The organism is Pseudomonas allii (assembly GCF_055380095.1).
Window position 1 is genome coordinate 5,939,154 of the sequence record NZ_AP039450.1, and the last position, 14,752, is coordinate 5,953,905.

Genomic DNA, 14,752 nt, shown 5'->3' on the forward strand with positions numbered 1-14,752 from the left:
TGCCCCCGATGGCGGTGTATCAGTTGATAGATAGGCTGACTGACACTCCGCTATCGGGGGCAAGCCCCCTCCCACATGGGTTACTTGGCCGCCCAGGAATTGAAGCGCTGCTCCAGTTGCTCGCCGTTATCCGCCCAGAAGCTCACATCGATCTGCACCTGGTTGGCGATGTTTTCCGGGGTGGTCGGCATGTCCTTGAGGATGTCCTTGGCCAGCAACGGCACTGCTTGGGTGTTGGCCGGGCCATAGGCGATGTTTTCCGAGTAGGTCTTCTGTTGCTGAGGCTGTACCGAGAAGGCGATGAATTTCTTCGCCGCTTCGGCACGGTCCTTGGCCAGGCCTTTAGGGATGGCCCAAGCGTCGAAGTCGTAGATGCCGCCGTTCCACACCACTTTGAGGTTGCTTTCTTTCTGTACGGCGGCGATGCGACCGTTGTAGGCCGAGCTCATCACGACATCACCGGAAGCAAGGTACTGCGGCGGCTGTGCGCCGGCCTCCCACCACTGGATCGACGGCTTGAGTTCATCGAGTTTCTTGAACGCACGGTCCTGGCCATCCTTGCCAGCCAGCACTTTGTACACGTCTTTCGGCGCCACGCCGTCGGCCATCAAGGCGAATTCCAGGGTGTACTTGGCGCCTTTACGCAGGCCGCGCTTGCCCGGGAATTTCTTGGTGTCCCAGAAATCCGCCCAGCTGGTGGGGGCGGAAGTAAGTTTGTCGGCGTTGTAGGCGAGCACCGTCGACCACACGAAGAAGCCCACGCCGCATGGCTGGATCGCGCCCTTCACGTAGTCGGCGGTGTTGCCGAACAGTTTCGGGTCCAGCGGCTCGAACATGTCTTCGTCGCAGCCACGGGAAAGCTCCGGCGATTCCACTTCCACCAGGTCCCAGGACACGCTTTTGGTGTCGACCATGGCTTTCACCTTGGCCATTTCACCGTTGTACTCGCCGGCGACGATCTTGCCATTGCCCGCGCTTTCCCACGGTGCGTAGAACGCCTTGACCTGGGCCGCCTTGTTCGCGCCACCGAAGGACACGACTGTCAGGTCCGGGCCTGCCATGGCCTGGGTTGCGCCGATCAAGCCAATGGCCAGCGCCGAATACTTAAGGGATCTCAACATTGTTGTTCTCTCCACGTGCAGGGTTGGTGAAGCCAGGGGGGCGATCAATTCGCCTCTAGAAGTGGGTCGAGTGCGCGAACGTGCTCGACTTGCCAGCCAATCGGTACCACGTCGCCGACCGCCAGGGCTGGGTCCAGCTCGGCAATCGGTTGTTTCACAAAAAAATCGGTCTTGCCGCAAACTTCCAGGCGCACGCGCACGTGGTCGCCCAGGTAGATGAATTCCGCCACCCGCCCCGAGAAACGGTTGACGCAGCTCTCGCTGGAACCATTGAGGCTGACGCGCTCCGGGCGCACCGACAGGGTCACCGGGCCGCCGACCTGGCCGACATTCACCGCCAGTGCCTCGACCTTCTCGCCCCGCGCCAGCTCCACTACGCAGCGCTCGCCGGTGTGGCTGTGCAGGCGACCATTGAGGCGGTTGTTCTCACCGATGAAGTTGGCGACGAAGGTATTCTTCGGCTCTTCGTACAAGGTGCGCGGCGCGGCGATCTGTTGGATCTCGCCCTGGTGGAACACCGCCACGCGGTCGGACATGGTCAGCGCCTCGCCCTGGTCATGGGTCACATACACCACGGTCACACCGAGACGCTGGTGCAGGTGCTTGATTTCCATCTGCATGTGTTCGCGCAGTTGCTTGTCGAGGGCGCCGAGGGGTTCGTCCATCAACACCAATTGCGGTTCGAACACCAGCGCACGAGCCAGCGCCACGCGCTGTTGCTGGCCGCCAGAGAGTTGCGCCGGGTAGCGCTGGGCGAAGGCATCGAGCTGGACCATGCTCAGCACACGCTTGACCCGCTCGCTGATGTCGGTCTTGCTCAAGCCCCGCACCGACAGGGGGAACGCCAGGTTCTCGGCAACGGTCATGTGCGGGAACAAGGCGTAGTTCTGGAACACCATGCCGATGTCGCGCTTGTGCGGTGGCACGTTGTTGATGGACCGCCCGGCCAGCTGGATTTCCCCGGCGGTCGGCGTCTCGAAGCCGGCAAGCATCATCAGGCTGGTGGTCTTGCCCGAACCGGAAGGCCCGAGCAGGGTGAGGAACTCGCCCTTGCGAATCTCCAGGTTGAGGTCTTTGACGATCAGGTTCTCGCCGTCGTAGCTCTTCTGCACGCCACGAAAGCTGACCAGCACATCATTTGAATCCACCTCGCTCATACCCGCACCTTTTTGTTTTGGACTGCTGTGGAACAAGCGTAGTCCAGGCGCGAGACCCCGGAAATCGGGGGCCAGGAGAGAATTGCATCAGCCGGATGGAAGGTTGGGGGTAGGGATTGCCCTACAGGGATGGCGCGCACGGAACGGTGCCGCGCCAAGGGGTGAGCGGCAAGCGGCAAGAATGGGCTTGGCGGGTTTTTCGCGGTGTCGTTATCAGGTATGTGGTTAGAGCAGCTTGTGTTCCATGGCGTACTTCACCAACTCGGCCAGCGAGGTGATATTGAGCTTTTGCATCAAGCGCGCCTTATGGGTGCTGATGGTCTTGCTGCTCAGCGCCAACTGCTGGGCGATATCGTTGACGTTGGCACCCTGGGCCAGGCGCTCGAACACCGAGAACTCGCGCTCGGAAAGCAGCGAATGCAACGGCCGGGTGTCGGTGAGGCCGACTTCGAAGACCATGCGGTCGGCCAGGTCCGGGTCGATATAGCGCCCGCCAGCCGCCACCTTGCGAATCGCCGTGAGCAACAGCGCCGGGTCACTGTCCTTGGTGGCATACCCCGCTGCGCCGACCTTCAAGGCACGCGCGGCCATTTGCGCTTCGTCGTGCATCGACAGCACCAGGATCGCCGGCGGATTGTTCAGCGCACGGATGCGCGCAATCGCTTCCAGGCCGTTGACGCCGGGCATCGAGATGTCCAGCAGCACCACCTCGCAGGACACGTGGCGCAAGGTCTCCAGCAATTGCTCGCCATTGCTCGCCTCACCGACCACCAGCAGGTCCTTGGCCAGGCCGATCAATTGCTTGATGCCTTCACGAACAATGGTGTGGTCTTCGGCTACCAGTACACGGATCACAGGGGTTTCCTCTTGGTGTTATGCATCCAACGGCACCGTGACGCTCAGGGTGGTGCCCTCCCCCAACTCGCTGTCCAGGCTTAATTGCCCGCCCATGATCAGCACTCGCTCGCGCATGCCTACCAGGCCGAACGATACCGGACGGCCTTGGGCCTGGACGAAACCGACGCCATCATCACTGATGGTCAGCCGCAGATGCGTGCCTTCCACTGCCAGGGTCAGTTCGACAGTATGCGCCTGGGCATGGCGCATCACATTGGTCAGCGCCTCCTGCAGGATACGGAACAGGCCGATGGCCTTGGCATCGCTCAGGGTCGGAAGATTATCCGGCACCTGGACCAGACAAGGGATTTGTGTGCGCGCCTCAAAACGTCGCGCCTGCCATTCGATGGCCGAGGCAATGCCAGCATCCAGGATCGGCGGGCGCAGCGCCGTCGCCACATCGCGTACCAATTGGAATAACTGGGCGATCAGGCGCTTCATACTGTTCAAGCGCTCGTGCAAACCGGGGTCGAGTTGCGCATAGGCCAGCTCGCACATCGAGGTTTCGAGCTTGAGCACCGTGAGCATCTGCCCGAGTTCGTCGTGCACTTCACGGGCGATACGGGCCTTTTCTTCTTCGCGCACGGTTTCCAGGTGGGCGGACAGTTCGCGCAACTGCGCTTCACTTTGCAGCAACGCGGCCAACGTCCGGCGCAACTCGGTGACGTCGTTGAGGTAGACCACCAGGTATTCGGCCTCGGCAAACCGCAGAAAACTCAAGGACACGTTGGTCGGCAGGATGCTGCCATCGGCACGCCGGCAATCGGTGGCAAAGTTCTGCGGACCGTCTTCGCTGGCTCGCGCGCGTTTCCACAGGTTGAGCCAGCGGTCCATGTCCAGGCTCGGGTCCAGGTCAGCCAACGGCCGCTCGATCAGTGCACCGGGGCCGTAGCCGAGCATGCTTTCAGCGGCGCGGTTGGCGTAGCGCACATGACTGTCCCAGTTGACCCACAAGATGCCCACGGTGCTCTGATCGATGGAAAACTGCGTCAGCCGCAAGGCTTCGGCCCCGGCGGCGCGGGCGGCGCTTTCTTCACGGGCGGCCAGTAGGCCATGTTCGAGCACCCGTTGCTGGCGGCGCTGCCAGAACACGACAGCCAGGCTGGCAAGCAAAAACAGGCCCAGCAACAGGCTGAGGTTTTGCCACAGGCCCGGGGTTTCCGTGAGGCGTGGGTACTTGGGTTGCAGCCAGCGGCTATGCAATTGGTCCAGGTCGCGTGCGGGGATGGCGCGCAAAGCGCTTTCCATGATGCCGGCCAGCTCCGGCCATTCCCGGCGTGTGGCCACCCGCAGCAACTGTGGCAGGCCGATATCCCCCACCACCGCCAACCCGGCGAACTCCGCCTCGCCGGACAAGCGACTCAATTGCGCCTCGTCCACCACCGCGTAGCGCGCCTGCTGGCTCACCAGTAACTGCAAGGCCTGGCGCTCCATCGGCACACCTTGCAGGTTGAGGCCGGGATAGGTGCTGCGCAGGTAGTCCGCCACGGCGCTGGGCATGCGCACGGCAACGCGGGATTGCTCATCGAGTTTCTCCAGCTCCACCGCGCCGCCGCCCTCGCGGATGCCGACAATGTGCTGCGGCACGCGCATATAAGGGTCGGTGAACAACCACAGGCGTAAACCGGCCGGGGTTTGTTGCAGGCCGGGGGCGATGTCCACCTCGCCCTCGCGCACGGCGGCTTCCAGTTGCTCCTGGCTGGGGAAGTTGCGCCAGGTCAGCTCGATGTTCAGCGCCTTGGCCAACCACTGCATCAACTCGACGTTCGCCCCGGACAGCCGTTGCAAACGCCGGTCGTATTGCGCGTAGGGCGCCTGCAACACCAGGCCCACCCGCAGCTCCGGGTGCTGGGCCAGCCACTCGCGTTGCTGCGCATTGAGCTGCGCCTGGGGCGTGGCGGGCGCAGTGGCGGCATTGGCCATCAAGGCAAGGCACCAACAGCCGATAACCAGCAGACAGCGAAAACCCATGATTGACGTCTCACATCACTGACAAATACTGACCAACCCATTAGGCTGCCGGAATCACTTCTGGCCGGGAATTTACGATGCCCTCTGTTCACCGTTCGGCACTGCCAGCATTGTGCCTGTCGTTACTTATTACCAGCGCCTTTTCTGTACAGGCCGCTGACGCCCCTGCACCGGCCGCCGAAAAACCGGTCGAGCGCCAGCCTTTACCCGAGCGTAGCCAGGAGGAAGCCAGCGCCCTGGAGCGAAAAATCCCGCAACAGGAACAGCAACAATTGCAGGCCGGCAGCGATTCATTCCTGGCCCTGTGGAAACCGGCCAACAGCGCCGAACCCGAAGGTGTGGTGATTATCGTACCGGGCGCCGGCGAAAGTGCTGACTGGCCGCAAGCGATCAGCCCGTTGCGGCACAAATTGCCAGATGCCGATTGGGGCACCCTCAGCCTGTCGCTGCCGGATGTGAGCGTGGACACCCTGCCACCACGCGTGATGGAAGCGCCCAAGGCCACCGTCGACACCAGTAGCAAAGAGGCGAGTACCGCCGACAAACCTATCGAACAAGCCGCCAGCGCCGAAGCCGAAGGCACCGACCCGGCCGTGGTGCCTGGGGCCGATGAACAGGACAAGAGCGACGCTTCGCGCATCTTCGCGCGCATCGACGCCGCCGTGGCCTTCGCCCAGACCCAGAGCGCACGCAGCGTGGTGCTGCTCGGCCATGGCACCGGCGCCTGGTGGGCCGCACGTTATTTGAGCGAGAAGCAGCCGTCCCAGGTGCAGAAGTTCGTCATGGTCGCAGCGCAGACGCCCACCGGGCGTCATCCGGACGTGCAGCAACTGGCCCCCGGCCTGAAGGTGCCGACCGCCGATGTCTTCTATCAAGACAGCGCTCAATCACGCAAAAACGCACTGGCCCGCGCCCAGGCGGCCAAGCGTTTGAAGAATGACGGTTACAAGCAAGTGTCGTTGAAAGCCTTGCCCGGCAACAGTGATGCCGGGCAGGAGCAGTTGTATCGCAGGGTTCGCGGATGGTTGAGCCCGCAGGCCAGCGTCGACTGAAACCTAGCGGAAATCCCGGCGCTCGCGAATCAACGTATAGGCGTTGTGCAGTTCACGGGTACGCTCGGTCGCCTCACGCACCTGCTCGGGGCTGGCACCCGTGCCGGCAATCTTGTCCGGGTGATGGCGACTGAGCAGGCGGCGATAAGCCCGCTTGATCGCCGCTGGTTCGGTGGTGGCCGTCACCCCCAGCAAGCGCAACGCCTCCTGATACGTGATGCCGCGACTGACCAATGGCCTGTGCTCAGGCTTGAAGTCAGCAGCCAATGCCTGGAGCTGTTGCGGCGTCCAGCCCAGCCACTTGCCCCACAGGTCGATCAGGTCGCGCTCGGCGTCATCCGCCTTGCCATCGGCCCATGCCATACGCCAGCACGCGCGCAAGACACCTTCGGCGGCATGGGGCTGGGCCTTGAGCACACGCAAGTAGCTGCGCACCCGGTCAGCGCCGGACTTGCCGCGATTAAACGCCGCAATTGCACGGCGCTGGGCCGACTCGGTCATGTCCAGCGAACGCATCTCCTGGCGCGCCTGCTGGATATGCCCATCCACCACGCGCCCATTGCTCTTGGCCAGGCGCCCCAGTAACACAAACAACAATTCATCATTGCGCAACGCCGGACGCCCACCCAGGCGCTCGCGCAATTGCGCCCAACTGTGCAGTTGCAGGCGGCGATCCAGTGCCTGCCCCAACAGTGCGCCCAACATGGCCCCCGGAATACTGGCAATGGCAAAGCCAGCCCCCGCGCCGATCAGCGTCCCTGGCCACAGCATGCTACTGCCCCGCTGTCAGCAGGGTTTCAACCTGCGCCAGGCGCTCCAGCGTGCCGACATCAATCCAGCGTCCCGCCATGTGTTCCCCCGTTACCAGACCTTTGGCCATGGCTGCCCGCAACAGCGGCGCCAGCTTGAAGGCACCCGCGCTGCACCCCGCGAACAGCTTGGGGTCGAGCACGGAAATGCCACTGAAGGTCAGGTTATCGGCACCGGCTGCCGCATCATGAAGCAAACCTTGATCCAGGTAGAAATCCCCACCCGAAGGGTGATGGGCCGGGTTATCGACCATCACGAGATGGGCCAGGCCCTGGAGCGGTTGCTTGAGCCGGGTGAAGTCGTAATCGGTCCAGATGTCGCCGTTGACCACCAGGAAAGGTTCGTCCCCCAGTAAGGGCAGCGCCTGGAAAATCCCGCCGCCGGTTTCCAGCGGCTCCCCCTCGGCGGAATAACGGATGCGCACGCCAAACTGCGCACCATCCCCCAGGTAGCTTTCGATCTGCTGGCCGAGCCAGGCGTGGTTGATCACAATATCCGTGAAGCCGGCTTTGGCCAGTGCCTCCAGGTGATATTCGATCAGGCGCTTGCCGCCGGCCTGCACCAGCGGTTTGGGCGTATGCAAGGTGAGCGGACGCATCCGCTCGCCTTTGCCGGCCGCCAGGATCATCGCCTTCATACGCTTGCCTCGGCGGGCTGGCGCAGGCTGGCGAGCAACTCACCCAGCTCGCTCAGCTCCGGACGCTCGGCCAGCACCGCTTCTATATAGGCAAAGAAGCGCGGCACATCGGCCAGGTAACGCGGCTTGCCGTCGCGATGGCAGATGCGCGCGAAGATGCCGATAACCTTGAGGTGGCGCTGCACCCCCATCAGGTCGCTGGCGCGCAGGAAGTCGTCGAAATCCGTCTGCACCGGGATGCCCAGTTTCGCGGCACGCTCCCAATAGCCGCGCTGCCAGTCTTGCACGCGGGCCTTGGGCCAGCTGAGGAACGCGTCCTTGAACAGGCAGGTGATGTCATAGGTGACCGGCCCGTAGACCGCATCCTGGAAATCCAGCACGCCGGGGTTCGGCTCGCTGATCATCAGGTTGCGCGGCATGTAGTCGCGGTGCACCAGCACTTTCGGCTGCGCCAGGGCGCTGTCGATCAGGTGGTCACTGACGCGCTGCCAAAGCGCCTGTTGCTGTGTATCCAGCTCAATACCCAGGTGCCGGCGTACGTACCACTCGGGAAACAATTCCAGCTCGCGGCGCAGCAGGGCGACGTCATAGCTGGGCAGCGACGCGTCCATCGGCAGCTGCTGGAAAGCCAGCAAGGCGTCGATGGCATCGGCAAACAAGTGATCGGCATTTTTGTCGTCAATCACGTCCAGGTAGGTTTTTCTGCCCAGGTCATTGAGCAAAAGAAAGCCTCGCGGCAAATCTTCTGCATAAATTTTTGGAACATTTATGCCCGACTTCGCCAGCAAATGAGCGATATCGACGAAAGGTTTGCAGTTTTCCTGGGGGGGTGGAGCGTCCATTACGACAAAGGTCCGGCCCCCCCCTTCCCAACGGAAGTAGCGCCTGAAACTCGCGTCGCTGCTGGCCGCGGTCAATGTGGCCGGGGGGACGGCGCCCCAGCCTTGAGTGTTGAAAAGGATCGGCAACTGCTCATCCAGCCAGGCTTCCAGCTGTTGTAAACGTAGATCTTGCTCGGGCATTACAAGGGTCTCCGACGGCGCTAGCCGTCAAGCGGGGCATGCTTTATTATCACGCATCTTTTTCAGACCATCGAGAGGCGTGCGGCCCAAACCGCGGGCAGATGGCACGCAGGAAGCCCGGACTAATAAGATGGCATTGAAATCCCCCGCGTTTCGTAGAAAATTTCCGTTGCTGGTAACCGGCAGTCTGCTGGCCCTGCAACCCTTCGCCACCTCATTCGTGGTCGCCGCGGAACAGTATGACTGCTCAGTCTCTGCTTCGGGTGCCTGGGATTGCGCGCCAAAAACCGCCGCAGCCCCACTACCACCACGCCCGGTGCATGACGGCGCAGCCGTCAGCTCCGCCAACAGCACGGCGCAGGCCGATGCTGGCGGCAACGCCGAGGCCGAGCCCAAGACCGCCCTGGTCACCGAAGCCAAGGGCCGTGGCCTGCGTTCGCGCAGCGCCGACTACAGCCACCTGGACTGGGTGCCCCGCGACAAGCTGACCGCAGCACAGTTGGCCGAAACCGGCCCTTACTGCGGCGGTGCGTACATCGAGCCGACTCGTCCTGGCATGAACGACAAGACGAACAAGAGCGATGCGCCCACCTTCATCGGTGCCAAGGCTTCTCGTTACGAGCAGGAACAACAGGTGGCAACCCTGGCCGGTGACGTCGTCATGCGCCAGGGCAGCATGCAACTGGAATCCGAGGAAGCCAGCCTGTACCAGGCCGAGAACCGTGGCGAGCTGAACGGCAAGGTCCGTCTGCGCGACAACGGTGCACTGATCGTGGGCGACCATGCCGAAGTGCAACTCGACACCGGTGCGGCGCAGATCGACAACGCCGAATACGTGCTGCACAAGTCGCGTATCCGCGGCAGCGCGCTGTACGCCAAGCGTGCCGAAAACGCGATCATCCGTCTCAAGGACGGCACGTACACCACCTGCGAGCCGGACAGCAACGCTTGGCAGCTCAAGGGCAACAACATCACGTTGAACCCGGCCACCGGTTTCGGTACAGCCACCAACGCGACGTTGCGGATCAAGAACATTCCGATCCTGTACACCCCCTACATCTATTTCCCGATCGACAACCGTCGTCAATCCGGCTTCCTGCCGCCGAGCTTCAGCACCGGCAGCGAAACCGGCTTCACCCTGGTCACGCCGTACTACTTCAACCTGGCGCCCAACTACGACGCCACGTTGTACCCGCAATACATGACCAAGCGCGGCTTGTTGATGGAAGGCGAATTCCGCTACCTCACCAAATCCAGCGAAGGCCAGTTCGGCGGCGCTTACCTGAACGACGACAACAACGAGCGCAGCAAGCAGACCGATTACGAAAAAACCCGCTACATGCTCAACTGGCAGCACAAGGGCGGGCTGGATTCACGCGTACTGACCCAGGTCGACTACACCCGGATCAGCGATCCTTACTACTTCCAAGATCTGAAATCGTTCCAGGAAGGCGTTGAAAGCCGTGATGCTCTCAACCAACAGGGTTCCGTGACCTACCGGGGCGACTCTTACCAGGCGCGCCTGAACGTCCAGGCCTACCAGCTGGCGACGATCTCCCAGATAACGCCGTATGACCGGTTGCCGCAAATCACCTTCAATGGTGCCCTGCCGTACCATCCGGGCGGGCTGAACTTCACCTATGAGACTGAAGCTGTTCGCTTTGAACGCAGCCTTGAAAAAGGCACGTTTACCGATCAGGACGGGCTTGTGTCGCCTCGCCTGGACACCTATGTCACCGGCCTGACCCGCGCCAACGGCACACGTTTGAACGTTGCGCCAGCCGTCGAATACCCGATGAACTGGACCTACGGTTTTGTCACGCCGAAGCTCAAGTACGTCTACACCAAGTACGATCTTGACCTCGACAGCATCGGCAAGAACCAGATCATCGCGCAACAGGCGGCAGCGGTCGCAAATGGCTCCACGTATGCGGGCGGCGAATTCAAGAGCTCGCAAGACCGAGCCGTGCCAATCGCCAGCGTCGACAGCGGCCTGTACTTCGACCGCAATACCAACTGGTTCGGCAAAGACTATCGCCAGACCCTTGAGCCGCGTGCGTTCTACCTGTACGTACCGAACAAGGACCAGGCTGATATCCCGGTCTTCGACACCAGCGAGTACTCGTTCAGCTACGCCTCGCTGTTCCGCGATAACCGTTTCAGCGGCTCCGACCGGATCGGCGACGAGAACAAACTGTCCCTGGGCTTGACCAGCCGCTGGATCGAAGACAATGGCTTCGAGCGTCAACGCGTGTCCGTGGGCCAGGCGGTTTACTTCAAGGATCGTGAAGTGCAACTGCCAGGTATCCTGGCCGCCGACCGTGCAGACGCACAGTCCGATGTTTCGCCAATCGCCCTGGACTACGAGTTCCGCTTCAACCGTGACTGGCGCGCCACTGCCGACTACAACTGGGACACCGAGGAGCACAGCCCTCGTTCCGGTAGCGCGATGCTGCACTACCAGCCGGAAGACAACCCGAACAAGATCATCAACGTCGGTTATCGCTATCGCAACGACCAGGTCGTCTACAACCAGCTGACCGGCAAATGGCAGTTCGGTGGTGACTACGGGCAGCCAGGTGATCCGAACTTCGTGAAGGATTACTACAAGATCCAGCAACACGACTTCTCGATGATGTGGCCGATCATTCCACAATGGAACCTGATCACCCGCTGGCAGTATGACTACGCCCGCAACCGTACCCTGGAAGCCTTCGGTGGTTTCGAGTACGACAACTGCTGCTGGAAACTGCGCGTCATCAACCGTTACTGGGTTTCCAACGACGAATACAGCCAGATCGCCCCGCTTAACGAAAAGGGTGACCACGGGCTCTTCTTCCAGATCGTCCTCAAAGGACTCGGCGGCCTGACCGGCGCCAAGGTAGAGAGCTTCCTCGACAAAGGCATTGAAGGTTATCGTGAACGTGAAGACCAAGCTTTCTGATTGTCTGCGCCCGCTTGTGCTGGGCGCGCTGTTCCTGGGTACCGCTTCGGCGCACGCTGCAGTTCAGCAACTGGATAAGGTCGTGGCCATCGTCGATAACGATGTGATCATGCAGAGCCAACTGGACCAGCGCGTCAAGGAAGTCCAGCAAACCATCGCCAAGCGTGGCGGTGGCGTGCCGCCGACCAGTGTTCTGGACCAACAGGTGCTGGAACGCCTGATCGTCGAGAACCTGCAACTGCAGATCGGCGATCGTTCCGGCATCCGTATTTCGGACGAAGAACTGAACCAGGCCGTTGGCACCATTGCCCAGCGCAACAACATGAGCATCGATCAATTCCGCGCGGCCCTGGCCCACGATGGTCTTTCGTATGAAGACGCCCGTGACCAGATCCGCCGTGAAATGATCATCAGCCGTGTGCGTCAGCGCCGTGTTGCCGAGCGGGTCCAGGTGTCCGAGCAGGAAGTGAAGAACTTCCTGGCGTCGGACCTTGGCAAGATGCAGCTCTCCGAAGAACTGCACCTGGCCAACATCCTGATCCCGACACCGGACAGCGCCAACTCCGAGCAGCTCAATGCCGCCGCCGCCAAGACCCAGGCTATCTATGATCGCCTCAAGGCCGGTGCTGATTTCGCCCAGATGGCCATTGCCCAATCCGGTAGCGACAACGCCCTCGAAGGCGGTGACATGGGCTGGCGTAAAGCCGCTCAGTTGCCACCTCCGTTCGACCGTGAACTGAGCGCCATGGCTGTGGGTGATATCACCAAACCAGCCCGCACCCCAGGTGGTTTCATCATCCTGAAGTTGCTGGAGCGTCGTGGTGGCGAGACCTCGCTTAAAGACGAAGTGCATGTTCGTCATATCCTGGTCAAACCAAGCGAAATCCGCACCGAAGCGCAAACCAAGGAACTGGCCCAGAAGATCTACGACCGCATCGAAAGCGGTGAAGACTTCGCCACCCTGGCAAAAAGCTTCTCGGAAGACCCGGGTTCTGCCCTCAACGGTGGCGACCTGAACTGGATCGACCCGAAAGCCCTGGTGCCGGAGTTCCAGCAGGTGATGGCCGACACCCCGCAGGGCGTGCTGTCCAAACCGTTCAAGACTCAATATGGCTGGCATGTACTGGAAGTCCTTGGCCGTCGCGCCACCGACAACACCACTCAAGCCCGCGAGCAACAAGCGCTGAACGTACTGCGTAACCGCAAATACGACGAAGAACTGCAAACCTGGTTGCGTCAGATCCGCGACGAAGCCTACGTGGAAAACAAACTGCCAGGCGCCAGTCAAACAGGCACCGACCAGGCAGCGCAGTGAAACCCCAGCGTTTTGCGGTGACACCCGGCGAGCCGGCCGGCATTGGCCCTGACCTTTGCCTGCTGCTCGCCTCGCAACCCCAGCCACATCCCCTGATCGCCATTACCAGCCGTGACCTGCTCCTTGAGCGGGCCGCGCAGCTGGGTGTGGCTGTCACTTTGCTGGACGTGGCGCCGGGCAACTGGCCCGATCTGCCCGCCCCCGCCGGCAGCCTGTATGTGTGGAACACCCCACTGCAGGCCAAGGTGATTGCCGGGCAGCTGGACACGGCCAATGCCGCGTTCGTACTCGAAACCCTGACCCGCGCCGGGCAAGGCTGCATCGACGGCGACTTCGCCGGCATGATCACCGCCCCGGTGCACAAGGGTGTGATCAACGAATCCGGCATCGCTTTTTCCGGCCATACCGAATTCCTTGCCGAACTGACCCACACCGAGCAAGTGGTGATGATGCTGGCCACGCATGGCCTGCGGGTCGCCCTGGTGACCACGCACCTGCCGTTGCGCGACATTGCCGATGCCATCACCGTCGATCGACTGGAGCGCGTGACGCGCATCCTGCACGCCGACCTGCAACAGAAATTCGGCATTGCCCAGCCGCGCATCCTGGTCTGTGGGCTCAACCCCCACGCCGGTGAAGGCGGCCACTTGGGCCACGAAGAAATCGACATCATCGAACCCACCCTGGAGCGTCTGCGCCAAGAAGGCATGGACCTGAGCGGCCCACTGCCTGCAGACACTCTGTTTACCCCCAAATATCTGGAGCACTGCGACGCAGTGCTGGCGATGTACCACGACCAGGGGCTGCCGGTGCTTAAATACAAAGGCTTCGGCGCCGCAGTCAACGTGACACTGGGCCTGCCGATCATCCGTACCTCCGTCGACCATGGCACCGCCCTGGACCTGGCGGGCAGCGGCAAGATCGATACCGGCAGCCTGCACGTGGCCCTGGAAACCGCCTATCAGATGGCCGAGACCCGTATATGACTGAGCATTACCAACACCGGGCGCGCAAGCGCTTCGGGCAAAACTTCCTGCACGACGCTGGCGTGATCGATCGCATCCTGCGCTCCATCCATGCCAAGCCCGAAGACCGTCTGCTGGAAATCGGCCCGGGCCAGGGCGCGCTGACCCAAGGCCTGCTGGCCAGCGGTGGCCAACTGGATGTGGTGGAGCTGGACAAGGACCTGATCCCGATCCTCAACCAGCAGTTCGCCGGCAAGCCCAACTTCAACCTGCATCAGGGTGATGCGCTGAAGTTCGACTTCAACACCCTCAACGCCGCGCCCAACAGTCTGCGCGTGGTGGGTAACCTGCCGTACAACATCTCCACCCCGTTGATTTTCCACCTGCTGAACAACGCCGGGATCATCCGCGACATGCACTTCATGCTGCAAAAGGAAGTGGTCGAACGCCTGGCGGCAGGCCCTGGCGGTGGTGATTGGGGCCGTCTGTCGATCATGGTTCAGTATCACTGCCGCGTCGAACACCTGTTCAACGTTGGCCCAGGTGCTTTCAACCCGCCGCCGAAGGTCGACTCGGCAATCGTGCGCCTGGTGCCCCACGCCGTACTGCCACACCCGGCCAAAGACCACCGCCTGCTGGAGCGCGTCGTACGCGAAGCGTTCAACCAGCGCCGCAAGACCCTGCGCAACACGCTCAAGGCCTTGCTGAGCAATGCCGAGATCGAAGCTGCCGGCGTCGATGGCAGCCTGCGTCCCGAGCAACTGGACCTGGCCGCGTTCGTGCGCCTGGCCGACCAGTTGGCTGTCCAGCCTGCGCCCGCAGCGGAATAGAGCCTCCCAGGGATAGGCCAGACAGCATGTC

12 protein-coding genes are annotated in these 14,752 nt (G+C 61.9%); 5 read left to right on the top strand and 7 right to left on the bottom strand.

Annotated features, from left to right (window positions below; genetic code table 11):
* Positions 1 to 80: 80 nt before the first annotated feature.
* The 4 genes from ACZ445_RS27325 to ACZ445_RS27340 form a co-directional block, all read right to left on the bottom strand.
* On the bottom strand, positions 81 to 1,121 hold the full coding sequence (locus ACZ445_RS27325) for an ABC transporter substrate-binding protein (protein WP_071490226.1): 1,041 nt from the start codon (positions 1,119 to 1,121) through the stop codon (positions 81 to 83).
* A gap of 44 nt (positions 1,122 to 1,165) precedes the next feature.
* On the bottom strand, positions 1,166 to 2,278 hold the full coding sequence (locus tag ACZ445_RS27330; protein WP_058424775.1) for an ABC transporter ATP-binding protein: 1,113 nt from the start codon (positions 2,276 to 2,278) through the stop codon (positions 1,166 to 1,168).
* Positions 2,279 to 2,503: 225 nt separating this feature from the next.
* Positions 2,504 to 3,133, bottom strand: coding sequence for a response regulator (locus tag ACZ445_RS27335; protein ID WP_179029733.1), 630 nt, complete (start codon positions 3,131 to 3,133; stop codon positions 2,504 to 2,506).
* Between the two features lie 18 nt (positions 3,134 to 3,151).
* Positions 3,152 to 5,146, bottom strand: a complete 1,995-nt coding sequence (locus ACZ445_RS27340; RefSeq protein WP_179029732.1) for a PAS domain-containing sensor histidine kinase — start codon at positions 5,144 to 5,146, stop codon at positions 3,152 to 3,154.
* Positions 5,147 to 5,223: 77 nt separating this feature from the next.
* On the opposite strand from ACZ445_RS27340, the gene ACZ445_RS27345 reads away from it, so the two are divergent.
* Positions 5,224 to 6,198: an alpha/beta hydrolase family protein gene (locus tag ACZ445_RS27345; protein ID WP_464707778.1), complete on the top strand. Its 975-nt coding sequence runs from the start codon at positions 5,224 to 5,226 to the stop codon at positions 6,196 to 6,198.
* Between the two features lie 3 nt (positions 6,199 to 6,201).
* Here the strand turns inward: ACZ445_RS27345 and ACZ445_RS27350 are convergent, their stop codons facing one another.
* The 3 genes from ACZ445_RS27350 to ACZ445_RS27360 are packed head-to-tail and all read right to left on the bottom strand — an operon-like array spanning position 6,202 to position 8,667.
* Positions 6,202 to 6,969 carry a TerB family tellurite resistance protein gene (locus tag ACZ445_RS27350; RefSeq protein ID WP_464707779.1) on the bottom strand — a complete coding sequence of 256 codons (768 nt, stop codon included), beginning with the start codon at positions 6,967 to 6,969 and terminating at the stop codon, positions 6,202 to 6,204.
* A gap of 1 nt (position 6,970) precedes the next feature.
* Entirely contained in the window at positions 6,971 to 7,645 is a 675-nt protein-coding gene (gene murU, locus ACZ445_RS27355) for an N-acetylmuramate alpha-1-phosphate uridylyltransferase MurU (protein ID WP_058424771.1), read from the bottom strand.
* Positions 7,642 to 8,667: an aminoglycoside phosphotransferase family protein gene (locus ACZ445_RS27360; protein WP_058424770.1), complete on the bottom strand. Its 1,026-nt coding sequence runs from the start codon at positions 8,665 to 8,667 to the stop codon at positions 7,642 to 7,644. Before ACZ445_RS27360 ends, murU begins: the two co-directional genes overlap by 4 nt.
* Before the next feature lie 130 nt (positions 8,668 to 8,797).
* Here ACZ445_RS27360 and ACZ445_RS27365 point away from each other — a divergent pair, with 130 nt between their 5' ends.
* Genes ACZ445_RS27365 through rsmA form a run of 4 tightly spaced genes read left to right on the top strand, consistent with a single transcriptional unit; the run spans position 8,798 to position 14,721 of the window.
* On the top strand, positions 8,798 to 11,611 hold the full coding sequence (locus ACZ445_RS27365) for an LPS-assembly protein LptD (protein WP_058424769.1): 2,814 nt from the start codon (positions 8,798 to 8,800) through the stop codon (positions 11,609 to 11,611).
* The gene (locus tag ACZ445_RS27370) at positions 11,586 to 12,926 is read left to right on the top strand and encodes a peptidylprolyl isomerase (protein WP_310862818.1); all 1,341 of its coding nucleotides are present in this window, start codon (positions 11,586 to 11,588) and stop codon (positions 12,924 to 12,926) included. Before ACZ445_RS27365 ends, ACZ445_RS27370 begins: the two co-directional genes overlap by 26 nt.
* Positions 12,923 to 13,912 (top strand): 4-hydroxythreonine-4-phosphate dehydrogenase PdxA, encoded by a 990-nt coding sequence (gene pdxA / locus ACZ445_RS27375; protein ID WP_179040864.1) that lies wholly within the window; start codon positions 12,923 to 12,925, stop codon positions 13,910 to 13,912. Before ACZ445_RS27370 ends, pdxA begins: the two co-directional genes overlap by 4 nt.
* Entirely contained in the window at positions 13,909 to 14,721 is an 813-nt protein-coding gene (rsmA, locus tag ACZ445_RS27380; RefSeq protein ID WP_179029730.1) for a 16S rRNA (adenine(1518)-N(6)/adenine(1519)-N(6))-dimethyltransferase RsmA, read from the top strand. Before pdxA ends, rsmA begins: the two co-directional genes overlap by 4 nt.
* Positions 14,722 to 14,752: the final 31 nt, after the last annotated feature.

Excerpts from the sequence above, each read along its gene's own strand:
- ACZ445_RS27330 (WP_058424775.1), bottom strand. The coding sequence starts at position 2,278 with ATGAGCGAGGTGGATTCAAATGATGTGCTGGTCAGCTTTCGTGGCGTG.
- ACZ445_RS27365 (WP_058424769.1), top strand. The coding sequence starts at position 8,798 with ATGGCATTGAAATCCCCCGCGTTTCGTAGAAAATTTCCGTTGCTGGTA.
- ACZ445_RS27325 (WP_071490226.1), bottom strand. The coding sequence starts at position 1,121 with ATGTTGAGATCCCTTAAGTATTCGGCGCTGGCCATTGGCTTGATCGGC.
- rsmA (WP_179029730.1), top strand. The coding sequence starts at position 13,909 with ATGACTGAGCATTACCAACACCGGGCGCGCAAGCGCTTCGGGCAAAAC.
- ACZ445_RS27340 (WP_179029732.1), bottom strand. The coding sequence starts at position 5,146 with ATGGGTTTTCGCTGTCTGCTGGTTATCGGCTGTTGGTGCCTTGCCTTG.
- ACZ445_RS27345 (WP_464707778.1), top strand. The coding sequence starts at position 5,224 with ATGCCCTCTGTTCACCGTTCGGCACTGCCAGCATTGTGCCTGTCGTTA.
- ACZ445_RS27350 (WP_464707779.1), bottom strand. The coding sequence starts at position 6,969 with ATGCTGTGGCCAGGGACGCTGATCGGCGCGGGGGCTGGCTTTGCCATT.
- murU (WP_058424771.1), bottom strand. The coding sequence starts at position 7,645 with ATGAAGGCGATGATCCTGGCGGCCGGCAAAGGCGAGCGGATGCGTCCG.
- ACZ445_RS27360 (WP_058424770.1), bottom strand. The coding sequence starts at position 8,667 with ATGCCCGAGCAAGATCTACGTTTACAACAGCTGGAAGCCTGGCTGGAT.